The organism is Pseudoxanthomonas sp. (assembly GCF_027498035.1).
Taxonomy (GTDB): domain Bacteria; phylum Pseudomonadota; class Gammaproteobacteria; order Xanthomonadales; family Xanthomonadaceae; genus Pseudoxanthomonas_A.
Genome location: NZ_CP114978.1, coordinates 828,664 through 849,248 on the forward strand (window position 1 = coordinate 828,664; position 20,585 = coordinate 849,248).

The 20,585-nt window shown below is 65.6% G+C and carries 15 protein-coding genes and 2 pseudogenes; 3 read left to right on the forward strand and 14 right to left on the reverse strand.

The window, feature by feature from the left end; genetic code table 11:
• Nucleotides 1–5: 5 nt before the first annotated feature.
• The 5 genes from O8I58_RS03730 to O8I58_RS03750 form a co-directional block, all read right to left on the reverse strand.
• Nucleotides 6–1,403 carry a c-type cytochrome gene (locus tag O8I58_RS03730; protein ID WP_298320803.1) on the reverse strand — a complete coding sequence of 466 codons (1,398 nt, stop codon included), beginning with the start codon at nucleotides 1,401–1,403 and terminating at the stop codon, nucleotides 6–8.
• Entirely contained in the window at nucleotides 1,400–3,040 is a 1,641-nt protein-coding gene (locus O8I58_RS03735; RefSeq protein WP_298320805.1) for a GMC family oxidoreductase, read from the reverse strand. The genes O8I58_RS03730 and O8I58_RS03735 overlap by 4 nt, the downstream gene beginning before the upstream one ends.
• A 77-nt stretch (nucleotides 3,041–3,117) precedes the next feature.
• Nucleotides 3,118–3,657: a sugar dehydrogenase complex small subunit gene (locus O8I58_RS03740; RefSeq protein WP_298320807.1), complete on the reverse strand. Its 540-nt coding sequence runs from the start codon at nucleotides 3,655–3,657 to the stop codon at nucleotides 3,118–3,120.
• Between the two features lie 195 nt (nucleotides 3,658–3,852).
• Entirely contained in the window at nucleotides 3,853–5,022 is a 1,170-nt protein-coding gene (locus tag O8I58_RS03745; protein ID WP_298320808.1) for an L-dopachrome tautomerase-related protein, read from the reverse strand.
• 305 nt (nucleotides 5,023–5,327) lie between these two features.
• Complete coding sequence (locus tag O8I58_RS03750) at nucleotides 5,328–6,290, reverse strand: SDR family NAD(P)-dependent oxidoreductase (protein ID WP_298320810.1); 963 nt, start codon at nucleotides 6,288–6,290, stop codon at nucleotides 5,328–5,330.
• Between the two features lie 497 nt (nucleotides 6,291–6,787).
• Here O8I58_RS03750 and O8I58_RS03755 point away from each other — a divergent pair, with 497 nt between their 5' ends.
• Nucleotides 6,788–7,267: a TetR/AcrR family transcriptional regulator gene (locus O8I58_RS03755; protein ID WP_298320812.1), complete on the forward strand. Its 480-nt coding sequence runs from the start codon at nucleotides 6,788–6,790 to the stop codon at nucleotides 7,265–7,267.
• Nucleotides 7,268–7,474: 207 nt separating this feature from the next.
• On the opposite strand, the gene guaA is transcribed toward O8I58_RS03755, so the two are convergent.
• The 3 genes from guaA to folD all read right to left on the reverse strand — a co-directional run bounded on the left by guaA (nucleotide 7,475) and on the right by folD (nucleotide 11,682).
• Nucleotides 7,475–9,040: a glutamine-hydrolyzing GMP synthase gene (guaA, locus tag O8I58_RS03760; protein ID WP_298320814.1), complete on the reverse strand. Its 1,566-nt coding sequence runs from the start codon at nucleotides 9,038–9,040 to the stop codon at nucleotides 7,475–7,477.
• 185 nt (nucleotides 9,041–9,225) lie between these two features.
• On the reverse strand, nucleotides 9,226–10,683 hold the full coding sequence (guaB, locus tag O8I58_RS03765) for an IMP dehydrogenase (protein ID WP_298320815.1): 1,458 nt from the start codon (nucleotides 10,681–10,683) through the stop codon (nucleotides 9,226–9,228).
• 123 nt (nucleotides 10,684–10,806) lie between these two features.
• A complete protein-coding gene (gene folD / locus O8I58_RS03770) occupies nucleotides 10,807–11,682 on the reverse strand; it encodes a bifunctional methylenetetrahydrofolate dehydrogenase/methenyltetrahydrofolate cyclohydrolase FolD (RefSeq protein ID WP_298320817.1) in 876 nt (291 codons plus the stop codon).
• A gap of 49 nt (nucleotides 11,683–11,731) precedes the next feature.
• Between folD and O8I58_RS03775 the strand changes: the two genes are divergently transcribed.
• On the forward strand, nucleotides 11,732–12,028 hold the full coding sequence (locus O8I58_RS03775; protein WP_298320820.1) for a DUF1244 domain-containing protein: 297 nt from the start codon (nucleotides 11,732–11,734) through the stop codon (nucleotides 12,026–12,028).
• Nucleotides 12,029–12,042: 14 nt separating this feature from the next.
• The gene (locus tag O8I58_RS03780) at nucleotides 12,043–12,837 is read left to right on the forward strand and encodes an alpha/beta hydrolase (protein WP_298322697.1); all 795 of its coding nucleotides are present in this window, start codon (nucleotides 12,043–12,045) and stop codon (nucleotides 12,835–12,837) included.
• 66 nt (nucleotides 12,838–12,903) lie between these two features.
• Here the strand turns inward: O8I58_RS03780 and O8I58_RS03785 are convergent.
• The 6 genes and pseudogenes from O8I58_RS03785 to der all read right to left on the reverse strand — a co-directional run.
• Nucleotides 12,904–14,235: pseudogene (locus O8I58_RS03785) on the reverse strand (FAD/NAD(P)-binding protein); the annotation flags it as partial.
• Between the two features lie 177 nt (nucleotides 14,236–14,412).
• The gene (locus O8I58_RS03790; protein WP_298320822.1) at nucleotides 14,413–16,254 is read right to left on the reverse strand and encodes a monovalent cation:proton antiporter-2 (CPA2) family protein; all 1,842 of its coding nucleotides are present in this window, start codon (nucleotides 16,252–16,254) and stop codon (nucleotides 14,413–14,415) included.
• Between the two features lie 177 nt (nucleotides 16,255–16,431).
• Nucleotides 16,432–16,677 (reverse strand): hypothetical protein, encoded by a 246-nt coding sequence (locus O8I58_RS03795; protein ID WP_298320824.1) that lies wholly within the window; start codon nucleotides 16,675–16,677, stop codon nucleotides 16,432–16,434.
• 78 nt (nucleotides 16,678–16,755) lie between these two features.
• Complete coding sequence (gene moeB, locus O8I58_RS03800; RefSeq protein WP_298320826.1) at nucleotides 16,756–17,856, reverse strand: molybdopterin-synthase adenylyltransferase MoeB; 1,101 nt, start codon at nucleotides 17,854–17,856, stop codon at nucleotides 16,756–16,758.
• A 27-nt stretch (nucleotides 17,857–17,883) separates the two neighbouring features.
• On the reverse strand, nucleotides 17,884–19,101 hold the full coding sequence (glp, locus tag O8I58_RS03805; protein ID WP_298320828.1) for a molybdopterin molybdotransferase MoeA: 1,218 nt from the start codon (nucleotides 19,099–19,101) through the stop codon (nucleotides 17,884–17,886).
• Nucleotides 19,102–19,104: 3 nt separating this feature from the next.
• Nucleotides 19,105–20,509: pseudogene (gene der / locus O8I58_RS03810) on the reverse strand (ribosome biogenesis GTPase Der).
• Between the last annotated feature and the right edge of the window lie 76 nt (nucleotides 20,510–20,585).

The window sequence follows — 20,585 nt, forward strand, 5'->3', positions numbered from 1 at the left end:
GCGGTTCATACCTTTCCTTTCTGCTGCTTGCTGCGACGGGCGCGACGCACCAGCAGCACCAACGCGATCAATGCGAGCACGACCACGATCACGGCCGGCAACCAGAGCTGCCCGAGCTTGGCAATCAAGGGCTTGTCGCCCCCTGCCCGCATGAGGGTGACCTGCGCGGCGGTGACCTGGTCACCGGGGCCGAAGTTCGTTCGCACATAGCTGGCGACCGAGGCCACTTCCTCGTCGGTCAGCGGCTGCACGTAGGAACCTTCGGAGAAATGCGGCATCAGCACGTGCTGGTCGCCGACTTCCCGATCAACGCCGTTGACGATGGCCGCCACCAGGTTCTGCGGACTGGCCATGCCCACGGTGGTGTTGTGGACCAGCGAGGGGTAATAGCCGTCATGGCTGCCCTCGCCACGGGCGCCGTGGCAGCTCGCGCACAGGCCCGAATACAGCACCTCGCCCGACGAGGACGATGCCCCCGTCCCGCGCACTGGCTGTTCGCCCGGGCTCTTGCTGGCATCGCCCCAGTCGAAGGCGGCGCGCTCGACACCGGTGTCGGACACCGCAGGCACGGTGCGCAGATAGGCCACGATGGCAGCGATATCGTCATCGTGCAGCTTGGACAGGCTGTTGGTCACCGCCTCGGCCATGCCGCCACCAGCCTGCGCCTTGCCGACCACGCGGCCGGTCTTCAGGTACTGCGCCAGTTCGGTATCGCTCCAGCCACCGATGCCACTGATCTTGTCCGAAGTGATGTTGGGCGCGTACCAGTCACCCAGCGAGCCGCCGGCCAAAGCCTTGCTGCCCACTTCCTGCATCATCAGGCCACGCGGGCTGTGGCAGCTGGAGCAGTGTTCCAGCCCCTCCACCAGATAGGCGCCGCGGTTCCACTGCGCGTCCTTGGACGGATCGGGCTTGAAGGTCTGCTTGTCCAGGAACAGCAGGTTCCAGCCCGCCATCGACGCGCGGACACTGAAGGGAAACGGCAGGTCGGTCTGCTGCGCCGCCTCGTCCACCGGCTTCACGTCCTGCATGAAGTAGACGTACAGCGCGTGCACGTCCTCATCGGTGAGCTTGGCGTAAGCGGTGTACGGCATTGCCGGGTACAGGTGCGCGCCGTCCTTGCGCACGCCCTCGCGCACGGCCTTGGCGAAGTCGGCTTCGGAATACTCACCGATACCGTGGCGCTTGGACGGCGTGATGTTGCTGGCCCAGATCTGGCCCAGCGGCGAACTGATGGCGTAGCCGCCCGCATAGGGCTTGCCGCCCTTGGGGCTGGTATGGCACGCCGCACAGTCGGCGGCCACGGACAGGTAGCGGCCGTGTTCGACCGCATCATCGGCACGCGACACCTGGCTGGCCGCAGCCAGCATCAGGGCCACGGCACCCACGAAAAACCTGTTCATGCGGCACGCTCGATGGCGTCAGCCGCCCGCAGTGCCAGTGCCGCCATGGTCAGGGTGCTGTTGACCACGCTGGCCGAAACCATCGCGCTGCCACCGGGCAGGTACAGGTTGGGGTGGTCGTGCGCACGGCAGTCGATGTCGACCACCGAATCGCGCGGATCGGCGCCCATGATGGTCGAACCCATGATGTGGTTGTTGGCATTGAGCGCGGTGGTGATGACGAACTCCTCGGCATTGAACAGCGAGCCGATGTGGCGCAGCTGCTCGCAGGACTTGTCGTAGCCCTTGCGTGCGTAGTCGCCCAGCGAGTAGTGGATGTCCGGGCACGGCAGGCCATGTCCGTCCACGCGCGTCTTGGACAGGGTCAGGCGGTTGTCCGGGTCGGGCAGCGGCTCCAGGCTGATCGACAGGTCCACGCCATACACCGCGCGGCGGCGGATTTCCGCATCCAGCGCATCGCCGACCAATCCCTTCTTCAACGCCTGGTCGGTGGCGGCAGCCACGCGACTGATGTTGTTGAGGATGATCTTGGTGGAGGAATACTCGGAACGGAACGCGCCATCGCGCGGCCCGACCATGCAGCTGGACTGCGCCGGGCCACGGCCCAGCCACATCGGCCGGTCGGCGATGAACGAGCAGTGGAAACCCGAGTGATCCATCATGTTGCGTCCGACCTGGTCGGACGAATTGGCGATGCCGGTCGGGTTCTGTTCGTTGGCCGCCATCAGCAGCAGGCGTGGGGTTTCCAGCGCATTGCAGGCGATCACGAAGTTGCGTCCGGTCGCCTTGTGGCTGACCTTCTGGTTGTCGTACCAGTGCACGGCGGTCACGCGGTTCTGCGCGTCGGTATCGATGCGGTAGACCACCGATTCGGCCAAGACCTTGGCGCCCTGCCGTTCCGCCGCTTCGACGGTGTGGACGCCGTTGTACATCGCGCCGATCGGGCAGATCGGCTGGCAGTTGTTGTTGCCGCAGCAGGCAGGACGATCGTTCCATGGCTTGACCATGCGGCCCTGCGGAATCGGCACCAGGTTGTAACCGTGCGGATTGACCACTTCGGCGAACGCCGTATCGCCATTGCCCCACGGAATCATGTCGGCCAGGTACGGCTTGGAGCGCTCGGACGGGCTCTGCTTGGCCGGGTCGTTCGGGCCGGACACGCCCATCGCCTCCTCGGCACGGCAGTAGTACGGCTCGATGTCGTCATAGCTGAGCGGCCAGTCGCGGCCAACGCCATAAGCAGACTTCATCCGGAAATCGACCGGCAGGTGGCGCCAGCACGACGCGGCCCAGTGCCAGGTCGTGCCGCCCACCGCCTTGATGAAGCCTTGGCGGAAGCTGTTGGCATCCGGCCCGGTCAACGCCACGTAGTCGTTGGCCGGGTAGTACAGCGGCGCGGTCGCGAACGGCGACTGCGGGTACGGCCCCTGGAAGTCGCTGCCCAGGCGGCGTTCGAAGCTGGCATCGCGCCAGTTCTCGACCACATCGGAGCGGTTCAAGCGTGGGCCGGCCTCCAGGACCAGCACCGACTTGCCTGCACGGACAAGTTGGTTGGCGATCAGGGCGCCGACGACGCCAGAGCCGACGATGACGACGTCAGCATCGGCATCGCCGTCATGGAAAGTGGGCACTTTCATGGGGAGGATTTCCAGATTTTTTCAAGAAAGGGGTCTGCGCGCCTGACGCGTGCAGGGATCGAAAGACCGGGCAGCAATCAGCTCTGCGAGCGCAGCGGTGCAGGAACGGGGGCGGTCCACCAGGCCGGGCCACCCATGGCATAGGTCGGCGGGGACAGGCCATCGTCGGTCGGACGCTGCATCAGCGCGTCGCGATAAGCCACGGTGATGGCAGTGACGCCCTTGCCGACCGTGCCGGTGTACCAGGCAGCGATGATGGCCAGCGCAGCGGGCTTGGCCTCCCCTGCCGTCTCGACCAGCGCGGCCGGATCAGTGGACGTCTCGGCCAGCTTGGCCAGCACGGGGAACTGCGCGTGGAGTTCGGGCTGCAGCTTGGCAAACGCCGCTTCAATCCGGACGGCGGTCGCCGGGTTGAGATCCGTTTTCCCGGTCAATACACGGGACAACTTCAGGAACTGCTGGTCCACGACAGTCGAAGGCCCGGGCGCTCCGACAGCGGTCAGCGCGCTCCCGCCGCAGGCGACGAGAAAGGCGACCGAACCGGCGCCTATCAGGAAATCTCGACGGGTCAGGGATTCGAAACGCTTGCCTTCCGGTTCGCTCGCGGGGGTATCCATTGCTGTGGGTCGCCTAGTGGTTGCCTGAGCAAATATTACAAATAAGCCATTTCCGCCGCACGCCTTTCCTGATGCCTTTTCGTCAGTATGTCACCTGCACAGACACCTCATAACACAAGAAAACCACCAATGGCAGCGCCCAGATTCCCGGGGATCGAGCGCCCCCCGGACGGTGCCCGATGATTGCCCCACCGCTCAATCGGCCGGGTGGGATGCATCCAGCGTGGGCGCCGGCGCGATCGGCGCGCGCACGAGCAGATAGGGCGGCTGGCGCAGGTCACGACCGCCATTGAAACCCGGCAGACGATCCCACTGCCCCAGGGTCACGTAGACGTACTTGTCGGTGGTGGCGATCCCATCGGGCCAGACGATGCGCGGATCGCGCACCACGGTGTCCAGGTGCCCATCGGGCCAGCGCCGCAGGATGGCATCGTGCTCGCCATCGGTGATGTAAAGCCGGCCCTGCGCGTCGGTCGCCATGCCATCCGCGAAGCCCTTCTCGCCCAGGTCGCTGACCGCCGCGCCCAGCGTCGCCTCACTGGCGCTGAAGTCAGACAGCAACGCCGTGGGAATGCTGTACAGCGCACGGCTCGTCAACGGCGCGTAGTACAGCGTCTTCGAATCCGGACTCAGCGTGATCGCATCGGCACCGCCCACCGGAAAGGTCGGATGCCTGGCGTCATAGCGCATCGGCTTGCCATCCAGGATCGCCATGAATCCGGCTTGCGGCTGCGTGGACACATGGTGCTCCAGCACCCGGCGCTGGCGACCACTGGCCAGGTCGACCACGACCAGGGCCGGCGAGGTGCCGAACGAGGAATCACTGATGTAGGCCGTGCCCTTGTTCCCATGGGTCAGGTCGACCCGCAGGTCGTTCATGTGGCTGTCCTGCAGCAGCGCGGGCGCCTTGAGCACCACCTTGGCAATCACCTTGCCGGTGTCCGGGTCAAAGCCCACGACCTTGGCCGCGCCATCGGGAATCCCGCCGATGCCAGCGCGCTTGCCGTCGTCGATGACCCACAGGTTGCCGCGCGTGTCGGTGGTCATGCCATGGACCGACACCAGCCACTGCGCGAATGGGGCCTGCGAGGGCAGGCTCATCGCACGCGAGGGAAAGGGCACGAGCTTGCCGTCGACCAGTTCGGCCAAGGTCACCCCAGCGTGGTTGTCCGCATGCCGCGGAAAACCGACAAACACGCGACCTTGCGGCGTCACCGCGATGCCGGAAGGACCAGGCCCATTGAAACGGGCGACCACTTCCAGTGAACCGGCCGGTGTTGCCGCAGGATCGGAGGCGTCATCGGCAAAGGCTAGCGGCGTGCACAGCGCCAGCGTGCAGACGGCCAGGAACAGCAGTGATTTCATCGTGGGGCTCGCATGGTGTCCGCCACCAACCGGCAGCGATGGAACCCCATTGTGCAAATCCCGGCGCCCAAGTCAGGCAATGGCCTGCTTGGGCTTGCCGCAAACACGGCAATATCGCCTTGCCACGCCCCCCCTCTGGTGGCTTCGCCGGCGTCCGTGCCCCAGGACCGGGGAAACACCATCAGTCGACCCCGCACCTGGCCGGCCCACCGCGCGTGCGAAGCCATCCCCCGATGATTGCGGCGTTCGAGCGCGCTTCCCGGATCGACCGAATTGCCCACGACAAGATGTCCGAAGCGCGCACGCTATACAGGTGTTTTTCCCTCGGAACCCTGGGAATCAGCAAGACGCTGCGAGTCATCCCAAAGCTTCGCCGCACTTGCTTCGTTGTATGAAGCGACAGAAGACTTCGTCACCGACAGCTTCCCGTTACTGGACTGCAGATATTTTCCAGACACATGTGCATAGGCCGGGTCGATGGCAATCCTGGCCATCGACGCTCCTGAGAAATCCAGACGGCCCTGAGTAATCCCCATCATTTTTGATGCCAGCCGCATCGCCGACGTCTTGCTCAACCACTGAAGTGGTGCGGGCAAGCCACGCATCAGGCCAGTCTCGGGTATCGATCCTGGGTCGTATGCGATAGACGAGGTCGACCTGCCTGCTCTGCGCAACCTTCGATCAAGTTCGTACGCACACAGGATCATGCACAGCTTCGAGGTCGCATAGCGTTGCCCGAACGTCGACGAAGTTGCGCCACCCCTTCCCAGTCGCGCCAATGCCGAGACATCTGCGGTGAGGGCCTTGCCAACCAGCTTCCCGTCGCTTGTGTCGGGATCGTGCGTGCCGCTGGCGACGAAGACAATACGCCCCTCATCGGTCAACGATTCGAGCAGCAACTGCACAAGCAGGAAATGCCCAAGATAGTTGGTTGCGAAAGTGATTTCATATCCATCAGCGCTGAAGGCAACCTCCCCCGGAAAGCTCCCGCCAGCATTGCAGATGACGGCTTGTAACCGACCCATCTCGCCGTTCCGGATCTTCCCTTCACATATTGCAGCTGCGCGCCGAACAGAATCCAGCGAAGACACATCCATCTGCAGGGCATGAACCTTCACACCGAAGACTGATCGCAGCTCACTCGCTGCGTCCCCAATCCTTCCCAAATCACGACCGGCGATCACAAGGTCGCTTCCCATCGAAGCCAGTTGCTTTGATGCCTCGAAGCCCAGGCCGGAGTGACCACCAGTTATCAACACTGTAGACATGCTTTTTCCCATGGATTGGTTATTGATAAGTACGCTTCCAGCGCGGAACGTCACGCGTCCCGGAATCGCGCCGTCAGACTCATGACCAAGTTCCGGCTGCCCCCCCCCCCCGGTGCAATACGTACGTCAAGAGCAACTCGACATCCGCACGCGACCAATGGCTTTATCCAACTGCCATATCAGGCCTAAGCATAAGCACCACTGCCTGCAGGCCCGGGAGGGCGGCTGGAATTCGCGGCGGCATCGCGACGAATATTGTTCATGCCCGATCAGTTGAATAAACATATGCAGTCAATACAATATGAATAATTCTTCATATTTACTATTCGCATATGCGAACAACTGGAAAGCCAGATATATCCGCTAGAAAAAAGCCAGCGCAAGCGAGATCCAAGGCCACGGTCGACGCGATATTCGAGGCAACTATTCAGGTTTTGCTAGGCGAAGGCCTGCAGCGGCTAACAACGATTCGAGTGGCCGAACGAGCCGGAACGTCCGTGGGAACGCTCTACCAGTATTACCCCAACAAGCAAGCCCTGCTTTTCGCAGTCGTAGAACGCCATGTCGGCGAGGTGGGAAGTCACGTGGAGCAGGCCGCGGAGTCGGTCCACGGCAAGTCACTACCGGAGATTGTGTCTACGATCGTCAATGCATTCGTCATGGCGAAAATTGAACGCCTCGATGAGGCACGCGCCTTATATGCGGTTGCTGGCGAACTTGACTCGCGCTCACTAGCCACCGAAACGGAGAAGCGGGCACTCGCGATACTGAGCGCTGCGTTGCGCACGGCAAAAGATGTGCAGTTCAGCGACCTGCCCACCGCCGCCTATATGTTCCTGGCCGCGATGGTGGGGCCAACCACGTACATGATCGAAAATGGCGCACCAGCTTCCATCGTAAGGGCCTGGAGTGGGCAATTGGCGTCGTTGTGCCTGGGCTACCTGGAGCGCGTGGCGCATTCGACCGGGGAAGGCTGACCCAAGGCCTCTTTCACCAGTTGATTCACGTTTTCACAAACTCGAGCGACGCCTGCCAGTGAGTTCGACACCCCTGCCAGGCGCCACCGTCAACCTGTTCCGCTGGTTAGCGATAGTCATCGATGGCTGTCGTGAAGTAAATCTTTATAAATTAAAGAATTACATCAACCTTCCGATACTGAGCGATAGTCCCCGAAGGACCTGATTTCACTCCCACTCGATCGTCGCCGGCGGCTTACCGCTGATGTCGTAGACCACGCGCGAGACCCCGCGCAGTTCATTGATGATGCGGTTGCTGACGGTCCCGAGGAAGTCGTACGGCAGGTGCGCCCAGTGCGCGGTCATGAAGTCGATGGTCTCCACCGCACGCAGCGCGATCACCCACTCATACGCACGCGCATCACCGACCACGCCGACCGACTTCACCGGCAGGAACACCGCGAACGCTTGGCTGGTCTTGTCGTACAGGTCGGCCTTGCGCAGCTCGTCGATGAAGATCGCGTCGGCCTTGGCCAGCAGCTCGGCGTACTCACGCTTCACTTCGCCCAGGATGCGCACGCCCAGGCCCGGGCCCGGGAACGGGTGGCGGTAGACCATGCTGCGCGGCAGGCCGAGTTCGACGCCGAGGCGGCGCACTTCGTCCTTGAACAACTCGCGCAGCGGCTCGACCAGGCCCAGCTTCATGTGCTCGGGCAGGCCGCCGACGTTGTGGTGGCTCTTGATGACGTGGGCCTTGCCAGTCTTGCTGCCGGCCGACTCGATCACGTCCGGGTAGATGGTGCCCTGCGCCAGCCACTTGGCGTTGCTGAGCTTGTTGGACTCCTCGTCGAAGATGTCCACGAACAGGTTGCCGATGATCTTGCGCTTGGCTTCCGGGTCGGCCACGCCTTCCAGCTTGCTGAAGTAGCGATCCGCGGCATTCACGCGGATGACCTTGACGCCCATGTGCTCGGCGAACATCGCCATCACCTGGTCGCCTTCCTGCCAGCGCAACAGGCCGGTATCGACAAACACGCAGGTCAGCTTGTCGCCGATCGCCTTGTGCAGCAACGCGGCGACCACCGAAGAATCGACGCCGCCGGACAGGCCCAAGATCACTTCATCATCGCCGGCCTGCTCGCGCACGCGGGCGATCTGGTCGTCGATGATGTTGGCCGCGGTCCACAGCGTCTGGCAGCCGCACACATCGACCACGAAGCGTCTCAGCAGCGCCTGGCCCTGCAGGGTGTGGGTGACTTCCGGATGGAACTGCACGCCGTACCAGCGCTTTTCTTCGTTCGCCATCGCAGCGACCGGAATGCGATCGGTGGTGGCGGTGATGGTGAAGCCCGGCGGCGCGACGGAAACATGATCACCGTGGCTCATCCACACGTTCAAACGCGGCTCGCCGCCGTGATCGCTCAAGCCCTTGAACAGCGCATCGGGATTGATGACGTTGACTTCGGCATGGCCGAACTCACGCTGGTCGGCTGCTTCGGTCGCGCCACCCAGCTGCGCAGCCAGGGTCTGCATGCCATAGCAGATGCCGAACACCGGCAGGCCGCTGTCGAAGACTTCCTGCGGTGCGGCGGGCGCGCCCGGCAGCGTGGTCGACTCCGGGCCACCGGACAGGATGATGCCCTTGGCGCCGAAGCCGGCAATCTCGGCCGGGTCGTGGTCCCACGCCCAAATTTCACAGTACACGCCGATCTCGCGGATGCGGCGAGCGATCAGCTGCGTGTACTGCGCGCCGAAATCGAGGATCAGGATCTTGTCGGTATGGATGTTGGTCATCGGCCTGGCGCACTCTTGAAGACTGGATATGACGACGCGCGCAAACCTGGATCCGCGCGCGTCACTTTGAATTCACCACTACAGCCGTCCCTGGGAAAAACATCCCGGCTTTCGGAACCACCGGCCCAGCTGTCCATGGCCGGGCGTTCGCCAACGTGCGAAGCGTGCCTCGCAAGCGCGTTGCCTTATCCCGCCCTGTAGTTCGGCGGCTCTTTGGTGATCTGCACGTCGTGGACGTGGCTCTCGCGCTGGCCGGCGCCGGTGATCTTCACGAACTGCGGCTTGCTGCGCATGTCCTCGACCGTGGCACAGCCGACATAGCCCATGGTGGCGCGCAGGCCACCGACCAGCTGGTGGATGATGCCGCCGACCGAACCGCGATACGGCACGCGGCCTTCGATGCCTTCCGGGACCAGCTTATCGGCATCGGAAGAGTCCTGGAAATAGCGGTCCTTGGAGCCCTTCTCCATCGCCGCCAGCGAACCCATGCCGCGATAGCTCTTGTAGCTGCGGCCCTGGAACAACTCGACTTCGCCCGGAGCTTCCTCGGTGCCGGCCAGCAGGCCACCAATCATCACCGTAGACGCGCCAGCGGCCAGCGCCTTGCCGATGTCGCCCGAGTAACGAATGCCACCATCGGCGATCAACGGAATGCGGTCCTGCAGTGCCTCGGCCACCATGTTGACCGCGGTGATCTGCGGCACGCCCACGCCTGCAACCACGCGCGTGGTGCAGATCGAACCCGGGCCGACGCCAACCTTGACCGCATCGGCGCCCGCATCCATCAGCGCCAGGGCCGCATCGCCGGTGACGATGTTGCCGCCGATCACCTGGATCTGCGGATAGGTCTTCTTGACCCAGTTGACGCGATCCAGCACGCCCTGCGAATGGCCATGCGCGGTATCGACGATGATCACGTCCACACCGGCGGCGGCCAGCGCTTCGACGCGCTGCTCGGTGTCGCCACCGACACCGACCGCGGCGCCGGCCAGCAGGCGGCTGGTCGCGTCCTTGGCGGCGTTGGGGCTGTCGGACTTCTTCTGGATGTCCTTGACCGTGATCAGGCCGCGCAGCGCGAAGCTGTCGTTGACCACCAGGATCTTCTCGATGCGATGCTTGTGCAGCAGCTCCAGCACTTCCTCGTCGCTGGCGCCTTCGCGCACGGTCACCAGGCGATCCTTCTTGGTCATGATGTGGCTGACCGGATCGTCGAGCTTCTTCTCGAAGCGCATGTCGCGGCTGGTGACGATGCCCAGCAGCTGGCCGTCATCGACCACCGGTACGCCGGAGATGTTGCGGGCGCGGGTGAGCTTGAGGACTTCGGCGATGGTGGTGTCCGGGCCGACCGTGAACGGCTCGGTGATCACGCCGGATTCGAACTTCTTGACCCGGGCGACCTCGGCGGCCTGTTCGGCGACCGTCAGGTTCTTATGGATGATGCCGATGCCACCCAGCTGGGCCATGGTGACGGCCAGGCGGTGCTCGGTGACCGTATCCATGGCGGCCGACAGGATCGGCAGTTTCAGGCGCAGGTCGCGGGTCAGCCGGGTATCCAGCTTGACCTCGTTGGGCAGAACGAGCGAGTGGGCGGGGACGAGGGAAACGTCGTCGTACGTCAGTGCTTCAGCCAGGATGCGCAGCATCGGGCCACCTAACCAGTGCTTGGGAAGCGCGACATTCTACCGCACCGCGGCAGTCTTTTTCCTGCCTTCCTGACCGAATGCAGCGTTGGACGACCGGTTGAAGGTGCCGGCTGGCGGGACCGTTCAGCCAGCGTCGCTGGCGTCTGCGGCTTCCAGCGTGTTCTGCATCAGGGTGGCCACGGTCATCGGGCCCACGCCGCCGGGCACCGGGGTGATCCAGCTGGCGCGCTCGGCGGCGGCCTCGAAACCGACATCGCCGGTCAGGCGGCCGTCTTCCAGCCGGTTGATGCCCACGTCGATCACCACCGCGCCGGGCTTGACCCATTCGCCGGGGATCAGGTGCGGGCGGCCGACCGCCACCACCAGGATGTCGGCATCGCGCACGCGGGCTTCCAGCACGTCCTTCGGGGTGAACTTGTGGCAGCTGGTCACGGTGCAGCCGGCGATCAGCAGTTCCAGCGCCATCGGCCGGCCGACGTGGTTGGACACGCCGACGATGGTCGCGTTCTGGCCGCGCACCGGCCGGTCGGTGTGGCCCAGCAGGGTCACGATGCCGCGCGGCGTGCACGGGCGCAGGCCGAATTCGCGCAAGGCCAGGTGGCCGACGTTTTCCGGATGGAAGCCGTCTACGTCCTTGCGCGGATCGATCCGGTGGATCAGCCGGCGCGCGTCGGGGATGCCTGGCAGCGGCAGCTGGACCAGGATGCCGTGGACCTTGGGATCGGCATTGAGCTGGTCGATCAGGTCCAGCAGCTGGGCCTCGGTGGTGCCGGCCGGCATGTCGTAATCGAAGGCCTCGATGCCCACTTTTTCCGCCGCCCGACGCTTGTTGCGCACGTACACGGTGCTGGCCGGGTCGCCACCCACCAGCACCACGGCCAGCCCGGGGCGCGCCCTGCCGGCGTCCACGCGCGCATCGACCCGCGCCTTGAGCTGGTCCAGGAGCTCTTCGGCGATGCGGCGGCCATCGAGGATGCGGGCGGGCGTGGGAGCGGTCATCGAGGCGCGGTGTAGAGTTCGTGGCTCCGTATTGTCCCTGATTGCCGCAATGACCGACACCACGCAGTTCGAAGCCGCCGCCTTCCGCCGCCTGCTGCAACACCTGAACGTCGAACGCCACGACGTGCAGAACATCGACCTGATGATCCTGGCCGGCTTCTGCCGCAACTGCCTGTCCGACTGGTACCGCGAAGCCGCCGAGGCCGCGGGCACCCCGATGACCAAGGACCAGGCCCGCGAGACCGTCTACGGCATGCCGTTTCCCGAATGGAAGGCCAGGTACCAGACCGAGGCCACGCCCGAGCAGCTGGCGGCGTTTGCCGCCACGCAGGAAAAACACGGCTGAGCGGCGCCACCCCGATGCGCTGGCTGGCGGTGATCCTAGCACTGGTCGTCCTGGGCTATGTCGCGCTGTGCGCACTGGTCTACGTCAAGCAGCGCAGCCTGATCTTCTACCCGCAGTACACGCAGGTGGCGCCGCGCAGTGATGACCTGCAACTGAAGCGCGATGGCCTGGTGCTGCGTGGACGGGTGCTCAACCCGGGCCAGTCACGCGCCCTGCTCTACTTCGGCGGCAATGCCGAGCGGGTACAGGATTCGGCCGATGAACTGGCACGCAGCTTTCCCAGCCACACGATCTACCTGCTTGCCTATCGCGGTTATGGCGCCAGCGGCGGCGTGCCCTCGCAGGACGCGCTGTTCGGCGATGCGGTGGCGCTGTACGACCATGTGCGCCAGCAGCAGCCGGATGCGCCGGTCGATGTAATCGGTCGCAGCCTGGGCAGCGGCGTGGCCTCTTGGGTCGCCGGCCAGCGACCGGTGCCGCATCTGGCGCTGGTGACGCCGTTCGATTCGCTGGTCCATGTCGGCCAGCTGCATTACCCGTGGCTGCCAACGGGCTGGCTGATGCGCGAGTGCTTCGACTCGGCGAAGCACCTGGCCACACATCACGGCGACACGCTGGTCCTGCGCGCGGGTCGCGACACGGTCGTGCCGCCTGCCGCAACGGCCGCACTGATCGCTTCGCTTCCCGCCGATCGACTGCAGGTGGTCGCGTTCGCACACTACGACCACATCACCATTTCCGCCGCGCCGGATTACTGGCCGGCGATGGCGAGGTTCATGGGCTCCACCGTCGCCAGGCCTGCGCCCTAGCCCGCCTCGCGCAGCGCGGACGTCGCATCTGCACTGCTGCCCACGGTCAGTCCGCGCCTGCTGTGAAAGTAGGCGTGCCGCCAGGGTCCGGGCCGCATTGCGCAACTCGGGCACGGCAGTGATTTCCCACAACTGGCCACGCAGCAGCGGACCCAGGCAATACAGTCCATGGACCGGCGTGCCGAAGGAATCGCGCAGCTGCAGGTGGCGGTCGGCATCCACGCCCAGGCCGAGTGGATCGGCACCGAGCAGACCCGAATCGCGCAGGGTCGCCACCAGCGGATGGCTGCTGCGCTCGATGTCGGTGTCCAGGCCGGTGGCGCGGATCACCACGTCGAAATGGCCCAGCCAGGTGCTGTCGCCACCGCGCGGCCGGACCAGCGCTTCCACGTCGTGCACGCCAACCCTGGCACGCAGCAGTCGGCCGGCCAGCACCCGCAGCTGCCCCGTGGACTTCGCGGCCTGCAGTTCCTTGGCCACGCTCGGCGCGACCCGATGACGCATCGCCTCCCAGTGCGAGCGCAGATGGCGCAGGAAGCGCGCCCGCGCCTGCAGGTTCAATCCACGCCAGAACGGTTGCAGGTGCGGACGCAACGCATCGACCACGCGCCGCCAGTCATCGACCACGGTCGAGAGCTGGCGAAGGGTGCGAACCAGCGTGCGCAGGTCGTGGTCGCGCAACGCGTGGTGCACGCCCGGCGGTAGTTCCAGCGGCGCACCTGGCACGTCCAGATGCGCCTGCGGCAGCAGGCCGTGGCGCGACAGCGCGGTAATCGGGCCGCGATGGTCGCGCTTGCGCAGGGTCAGCACGACATCGGCCATGGTCAGGCCGGCGCCGACGATCAGCAGTCGCGCACCCGGCGGGATCTTGTCGATGGCACCGTCCTGCCAGGGCCAGCCGATGTAGCGCGGGTCCACGGCCAGGCGCGGGCCGACACCGGCCAGGCGCTGCGGCGGCAACGCGCCCACGGTCAGCACCACCACATCGCTGAAGAAATCCTCGCCATTGGCCAGCAGCACACGGAAGCCACCGGGCGTGCGGTCCACCGCGATGACTTCCTCCTCGATCCGGGCAAAGCCGCTGGCGCCATCGGTGGCCTGCTGCAGGTGCGACTGCAGGTACTCGCCGTAGGCCAGCCGCGGCAGGAAATCCAGGCGGCCGCGCTCGCCCAGGGCCAGCGTATCGGCGAATCCGGCCGGTGCCTGCGCATCGGCACCCAGATCCTTGGCGCGGACGTTGAGGACGTGTTCCGGTCGTGCTGCGCCGTAGGCGACGCCGCGGCCGAAGGTTTCAGGCTGGCCCACCAGGGTCACCCGCGTCTCCGGCCCGCCCTGACGCAGCAGCTCCGCAGCCAAAGTACTGCCGCAGAAGCCGGCGCCGATCAGGGTGATCTGCATGGGAATGCCTCCTCTCTCCAGGGGAGGTGCGAGTTGATCGCAGCCGGGCCGCATCATGCGTAAAGGTCTGGTTAGCCTGAACGCATCCGACCAGCACCGTTGGACATACCCTCATGCCACACCATCATTACCGCCGCTGGCCATCTGTCATCGACGGTACGTTCTGCGCGCGGTGGATCAGGTCTCGCGGGCGTCGGGCTCTTCCAGGTGGATCGGGCTGGAGGGGTTGAGCACCTGGCTCTCGCGGCGCGGCGTGGTGAACGGCGTCGGCGTGGCCGGCGCGGTGTTACCGATGATGAGCTGCCTGCCCGCACGCACGTCGCCCGCGGCGACTTCCAGGTCGAAGCGTTCTGCATCCAGGCGCCGCACTTCCTCGGCGCTGCGCTCGGCATCTTCCTCATCCACGCCCAGTTCGATCAGCGCGGCCATACCGAAGCGCACGGCGGATTCAAAGGTTTCGCGGATCTGGTAGTCCACCCCGGCCTTGACCAGCGCCAGCGAATGCTCGCGGTCGAACGAACGTGCCAGCACCTTGGCCTGCGGGAACTCGCTCTGTGCCAGCTCCACGATCTGGCTGGTCACCGCGCGGTTGTCCGTGCAGATCGCGATCGCGCGCGCGGTGGCCGCGCCGGAAGCATGCAGCACGTCCAGCCGGGTACCGTCGCCGAAGAAGATCTTGAAGCCGAATTCGCCGGCGCTCTGGATCATGTCGATGTCGTTGTCGATGATGGTCACGTCGATGTCGCGCGCCAGCAGCGACTGGCTCATCACCTGGCCAAAGCGACCGAAACCGATGATCAGCACGCTGCCGCTCTGGTCGTGAACCTCTTCAATGCCTTCCATCGACGCGGTGGTCTTGGGCATGAAGCGGCGCGCGCCGATCACCACCAGCGGCGTCAACACCATCGACAGCACCACGATGGCCGTCATGTTGGCGCTGACCGTCGCGTCGATCAGGCCTGCGGCAGCCGCAGCGGCGTACAGCACGAAGGCGAACTCGCCGCCTTGCGCCATCAATACCGCGCGATCCAGCGCTTCACCATGCGAACTGCGGGTCAGGCGCGCGATGGCGTAGATGCACAGCGCCTTGGTGATCATCATCGCGATGACCATCGCGAACACCAGCTTCCAGTTGGCCGCCACCACCGCCAGGTCCAGCGACATGCCCACGCTGAGGAAGAACAGGCCCAGCAAGATGCCGCGGAATGGCTCGATGTCCGCTTCGATCTGGTGGCGGAAGGTGGACTCGGACAACAGCACGCCAGCCAGGAACGCGCCCATCGCCATCGACAGGCCGCCCAACTGCATCACCAACGCCGCACCCAGCACCACCAGCAGCGCAGCGGCGGTCATGACCTCGCGCGCCTTGGCCCGTGCCAGCAGCCGGAACAAGGGATTGAGCAGCCAGATGCCGGCGGCGATCAGTCCAGCCAGGCAGGCAATACCGACACCGATCGAAGCCCAGCGCGAATGCTCGCCGCCCTGCGCCGGCAGCGGCGACAGGAACGCGATTAGCGCCAGCAACGGCACGATCAACAAGTCCTCGAACAACAGCACTGAAACGATCTTCTGCCCGCGCGGCAGGGCAATGTCACCACGCTCACCCAGCAGCTGCATCACGATGGCGGTGGAGGTCAGCACAAAGCCCGCCGCGCCCACAAATGCGACGGCACCGTGCAGGCCGAACGCCAGGCCCACGCCGGTCAGCGCGGCGGTGCACAGGGCGATCTGCAACGTACCCAGGCCAAAGATCTGCCGGCGCAAGCCCCACAGGTGCGAGGGCCGCATCTCCAACCCGATGACGAACAGGAACAGCACCACGCCCAGCTCGGCGGTGTGCAGGATCGATTGGGGGTCGGTGAACCACTTCAGCCCGAATGGACCGATCGCCAGACCACCGGCCAGATAGCCGAGCACCGAGCCCAGGCCCAGGCGGCGAAACAACGGGACGGCGACCACCGCCGCACCCAGCAGGGCGACGACGCTGACCAGTTCACTCGATTGGGCGGCTGCACTCATGCAGGGAGTTTAGCCGTGGCCGCACCATCAAAACCCGCATTTGCGCGAAAACGTGCCTGCATGGCCGCTGCAGTTCCAGCGACGTGCTCCGATGGAGCAAAGATCAGGCGCGATCCCACCGAAGAACGCACATTCGTACAAGACCGGATGCACGGCACGATGCAGGGAATCGACGGTTCAGCGCCGCGCGCGCGCCAGCCACCACGCCGCGGCCACCGGCACCACGAAGATCAGCAATTGGATCGGCGCTTCTTCCTGCAGCGCGTAGCCATGCGCCAATCCGACGCGCAGGTTCCAGGCCACCGCCAACAGCCAGACCACGGTGAAGGCCGCAGCGCCTTTCCGGCGATGGGCCTGCGGGCAACGAAACACCGCGCCCACGGCGATCAACAGGCCGGCAAGAATCAGGATCAAGGTGCGCATGGTGGTCTCGATGCCCGCGGTGACCGGGCTGCGCGCGCACGGTAACGCAAGCACTGGCGTGCAGGAAGCCGCGCGCCTTCAGTCGCGTGCCACCAGCGGCGCGCACACCGGGCAGGACGGGTCCGGCTTCAATCGCAGTTCGTGGAAGCGCATCGACAGCGCGTCGAAGTTGAGCAGCCGCCCAGCCAGAGAATCGCCGATACCCAGCAGCAGCTTGATCGCCTCGGTCGCCTGCAGCAGGCCGATCACGCCGGGCAGCACCCCGAGCACGCCGGTCTCCGCACAGTTGGGCGCCAGCTCCGGCGGCGGCGGCGAGGGGAACAGGCAGCGATAGCACGGCGCCTGGCCGCGCTGGCGCCCCGCGTCGAACACGCTGACCTGGCCTTCGAACTGCTGGACCGCGCCGTAAACCAGCGGCTTGCCCAACCGCACGCAGGCATCGTTGAGCAGGTAGCGCGTGGCGAAGTTGTCGGCGCCATCGATCACCACGTCCACGTCCTGCATCAGGCGCTCGACATTGTCAGCCGTGACGCGCGCTTCGATGGCTTCGACCTGCACGCCGGGATTGAGTGCGCCCAGCGCAGTCGCCGCCGACTGCACCTTCGCCATGCCGACCCGCGCGTCGGCATGCAGGATCTGGCGCTGCAGATTACTGCGATCCACCACGTCGTCGTCGGCGATGCGCAACGTGCCGACCCCGGCGGCGGCCAGGTAATACGCGGCCGGCGAGCCGAGCCCACCGGCGCCGACCAGCAACACACGCGCGGCGCGCAGCTTCTGTTGCCCCTCCTCGCCCACCTGCGGCAGCAGCAGGTGACGCGAATAGCGTTCAAGGAAGTCGGCGCGCTCGCCATCCAGCGCAGGCTTGACCAGCGGCAGGCCGTCGGCGATCCAGCGCGTGGTCCCGCCTTCGATGGACGCCACCTGTGCGTAGCCCGCCGAGGCCAACGCCTGTGCGACCGCCAGCGAGCGGCCGCCGAACTGGCAGATCAGCAGGATTTCGCGCGAGGGATCAGGCAGATGCATGGCCGGGTCTGCGACCAGCATCGCCTGAGGGATGCCCAGTGCGCCTTCGGCCTGGCCGCTGGCCCGCTCGTGCGCTTCGCGGACGTCGATCAGCATGGCGCCGGCAGACTGTCGTTGCCGCGCCTGTGCTGGTGTGAGGTGTTGGATGCCCATGCGCGCAGTATCGCGCGCCAGCGGTGCTTAGTAAGGCAGCACCACAACCGGCGTGCCGGCTGCGTACTGCCGTGCGCCGGCTTCCAGCACGATCAGCGCATCACTGTCGGCCGCGCCGCGCAGCTGGTGCGAGGCTTCGGCGGGATTCGGTTCGACCAGCAGCACACCATCGTCACTGGAAGACAGGCGGCCACGCAGGAACTCCAGGCGCTCGTGTGACTTGTTCCAGTCACTGGCCAGGCGTGCGGTAAAACGCGGGCGCGGTTCCGCCCTGCCCTGCAATCCGTCCAGCAGCGGCCTGCCCAACGCCAGGAAAGTCGCCAGCACCGACACCGGATTGCCAGGCAAGCCCAGCAGCAGCGCCTTGTCCAGCGCGCCGAACAGTACCGGCATCCCGGGCTTCATCCGCACCTTCCAGAAATGCACATGCCCGTGCGCCTGCAGCAGGCCGGGCAGCAGGTCCTTTTCGCCGGCCGAAACACCACCGGCGGTGATGACCACATCGAACGCGCTCGCGGCATCGCGCAACGCGGTTTCCACGCGCTGCGGATCGTCGGGAAGCCTGGGCCAGGCGACCGGTTCCAGGCCGAGCTGGCGCAGCAGGCCCATCAGCAGGTCACGATTGCTGTCGTAGATCTGCCCCGGCTGCAGCGGCATGCCCGCTTCGGCCAGCTCGTCACCGGTGGAAAACACCGCCACCGTGGGGCGCTGCGTCACCGCCAGGTCAGCGTTGCCGAGTGCAGCGGCCAGCGACACGCGCGCAGGGGTCAGGACCTGGCCGGCGCGCAACACCTGCTGCCCATCCTCCACGTCCTCGCCCGCGCGACGGATGTCGTTGCCAGCCCGGATGCCGGCCGGCACGGTGACCTGCGCGCCATCGAGATGGGCCAACTCCTTCATCACCACCGCGTCGGCACCGACCGGCAGCGGTGCGCCGGTGGTGATGCGTGCGCACTGCCCGGCCTGCAACACCAGCCCGGCATCGATCCCGGCGAACTGTTCGCCCACCAGTGCCAGCGTTGTCGGCACATCGTCGGAAAGATCGACACTGCGGACCGCAAAGCCATCCATGCGGCTGTTGTCGAACGGCGGCAGCGGGAATCCGGCCGTGACCGGCTGGCCCAGCACCCTCCCATCCACCCGCTGGATCGCCATGCGCGCAGCGGGCAGCTGGCGCTCGGCGGCCACGCGCTGGACGATTTCCAGCGCCTGGGCGTAGTCGATCCGGGTCGGAAATTCGACCAAGGCTTACTTGCCGCGTCCCTTGACGTGACGGATCAGGCGCTTTTTCTTGGCGACCTGGCGCTCGGTCAACACGTTCTTCTTGCCTTCGTAGGGATTGGACCCTTCGCGGAACAGGAACCGGACCGGCGTACCAACCAGCTTGAAACGCTTGCGGAAGAAGTTCTCCAGGTAACGCTTGTACGACTCCGGCAGCACTTTCAAGCGGGTGCCGTGGACAATGAAGGTCGGCGGATTCTCACCACCCGGATGCACGTAGCGCAGCTTGGACACATGCCCGCGGATACTCGGCGGCGGGTTGGTTTCGTAAGCGATCTCCAGTGCGGTATTGACCTCGCTGGTGCTGAACACCTTGGTCGCCGACGCATGCGCGCGGTGCACGGCCTTGAACAGTTCGCGCAGGCCCGAACCATGCTTGGCCGAGATACGCACGTTCTCCGCCCACTCGACGAAATTCAGCTTGCGGTCCAGCAGTGACTCGGCCGTCTGCCGCTGGTACTCGGTCAGGCCATCCCACTTGTTGACGGCAACCACCAAGGCTCGGCCGGCATCCAGCACCGCGCCCAGTACGCTCGCATCCTGGTCGGTCACGCCTTCGGTGGCATCCAGCAGCAACACCGCGACCTGGCACTGTTCGATCGCCTGCAGGGTCTTGACGATGGAGAACTTCTCCACCGCCTCGTCCACCCGGCCCTTGCGGCGGATGCCGGCGGTATCGACCAGGCGGTACAGCTTGCCTTCGCGCTCAAGATCGGCGGCGATGGAGTCGCGCGTGGTGCCCGGGCACCTCCGAGGCGATCATGCGTTCTTCGCCCAGCAGGCGGTTGACCAGGGTCGACTTGCCCACGTTGGGGCGGCCGACGAAGGCCACGCGCATGCGGTTGGGATCGTCGTCCAGCGTCTCGCCGGAACCTTCTGCCGGCAGGCGCGCCTGGACGATCTCCATCAGCTCGTCCAGACCCTGGCGATGCGAGGCCGACAGGGTCAGCACATCGGAGAAGCCATAGCGGGCAAAGTCGGCGCGGGCGTTGTCCTCGTCGACGCCATCGATCTTGTTCAGCACCAGCAGCGTCGGGCGCGCGGTCTTGCGCAGCCATTCGAGGATCTCGTCGTCCAGCGCCGAGGCGCCCTCGCGGGCATCGACGATGAACAGCACCAGGTCGGCCTCGGCCGCCGCGCCGCGCGCCTGGCGGGCGGTGGCGCCAGACAGGCCTTCCTCGTCACCGGCGATGCCACCGGTGTCGACCAGCACGAACGGGTGCTCTGGGTCCAGGCGGCAGACACCGTAGTTGCGGTCACGGGTCACGCCTGGCTGGTCGTGCACCAACGCATCGCGGGTACGCGTGAGCGCATTGAACAGCGTGGACTTGCCCACATTGGGGCGGCCCACAAGGGCGACGAGAGGCAGCAGCATGAACAGGGACCAGAAGGCGTGAAACGAATGGGCACCCGTGACTGGAGGCTGCTCCGGAAACCGGATTCAGCCT

Excerpts from the sequence above, each read along its gene's own strand:
- O8I58_RS03745 (WP_298320808.1), bottom strand. The coding sequence starts at position 5,022 with ATGAAATCACTGCTGTTCCTGGCCGTCTGCACGCTGGCGCTGTGCACG.
- moeB (WP_298320826.1), bottom strand. The coding sequence starts at position 17,856 with ATGGGCATCCAACACCTCACACCAGCACAGGCGCGGCAACGACAGTCT.
- O8I58_RS03740 (WP_298320807.1), bottom strand. The coding sequence starts at position 3,657 with ATGGATACCCCCGCGAGCGAACCGGAAGGCAAGCGTTTCGAATCCCTG.
- O8I58_RS03795 (WP_298320824.1), bottom strand. The coding sequence starts at position 16,677 with ATGCGCACCTTGATCCTGATTCTTGCCGGCCTGTTGATCGCCGTGGGC.
- O8I58_RS03735 (WP_298320805.1), bottom strand. The coding sequence starts at position 3,040 with ATGAAAGTGCCCACTTTCCATGACGGCGATGCCGATGCTGACGTCGTC.
- O8I58_RS03790 (WP_298320822.1), bottom strand. The coding sequence starts at position 16,254 with ATGAGTGCAGCCGCCCAATCGAGTGAACTGGTCAGCGTCGTCGCCCTG.
- O8I58_RS03730 (WP_298320803.1), bottom strand. The coding sequence starts at position 1,403 with ATGAACAGGTTTTTCGTGGGTGCCGTGGCCCTGATGCTGGCTGCGGCC.
- guaA (WP_298320814.1), bottom strand. The coding sequence starts at position 9,040 with ATGACCAACATCCATACCGACAAGATCCTGATCCTCGATTTCGGCGCG.
- O8I58_RS03775 (WP_298320820.1), top strand. The coding sequence starts at position 11,732 with ATGACCGACACCACGCAGTTCGAAGCCGCCGCCTTCCGCCGCCTGCTG.
- O8I58_RS03780 (WP_298322697.1), top strand. The coding sequence starts at position 12,043 with ATGCGCTGGCTGGCGGTGATCCTAGCACTGGTCGTCCTGGGCTATGTC.
- folD (WP_298320817.1), bottom strand. The coding sequence starts at position 11,682 with ATGACCGCTCCCACGCCCGCCCGCATCCTCGATGGCCGCCGCATCGCC.
- O8I58_RS03750 (WP_298320810.1), bottom strand. The coding sequence starts at position 6,290 with ATGTCTACAGTGTTGATAACTGGTGGTCACTCCGGCCTGGGCTTCGAG.
- guaB (WP_298320815.1), bottom strand. The coding sequence starts at position 10,683 with ATGCTGCGCATCCTGGCTGAAGCACTGACGTACGACGACGTTTCCCTC.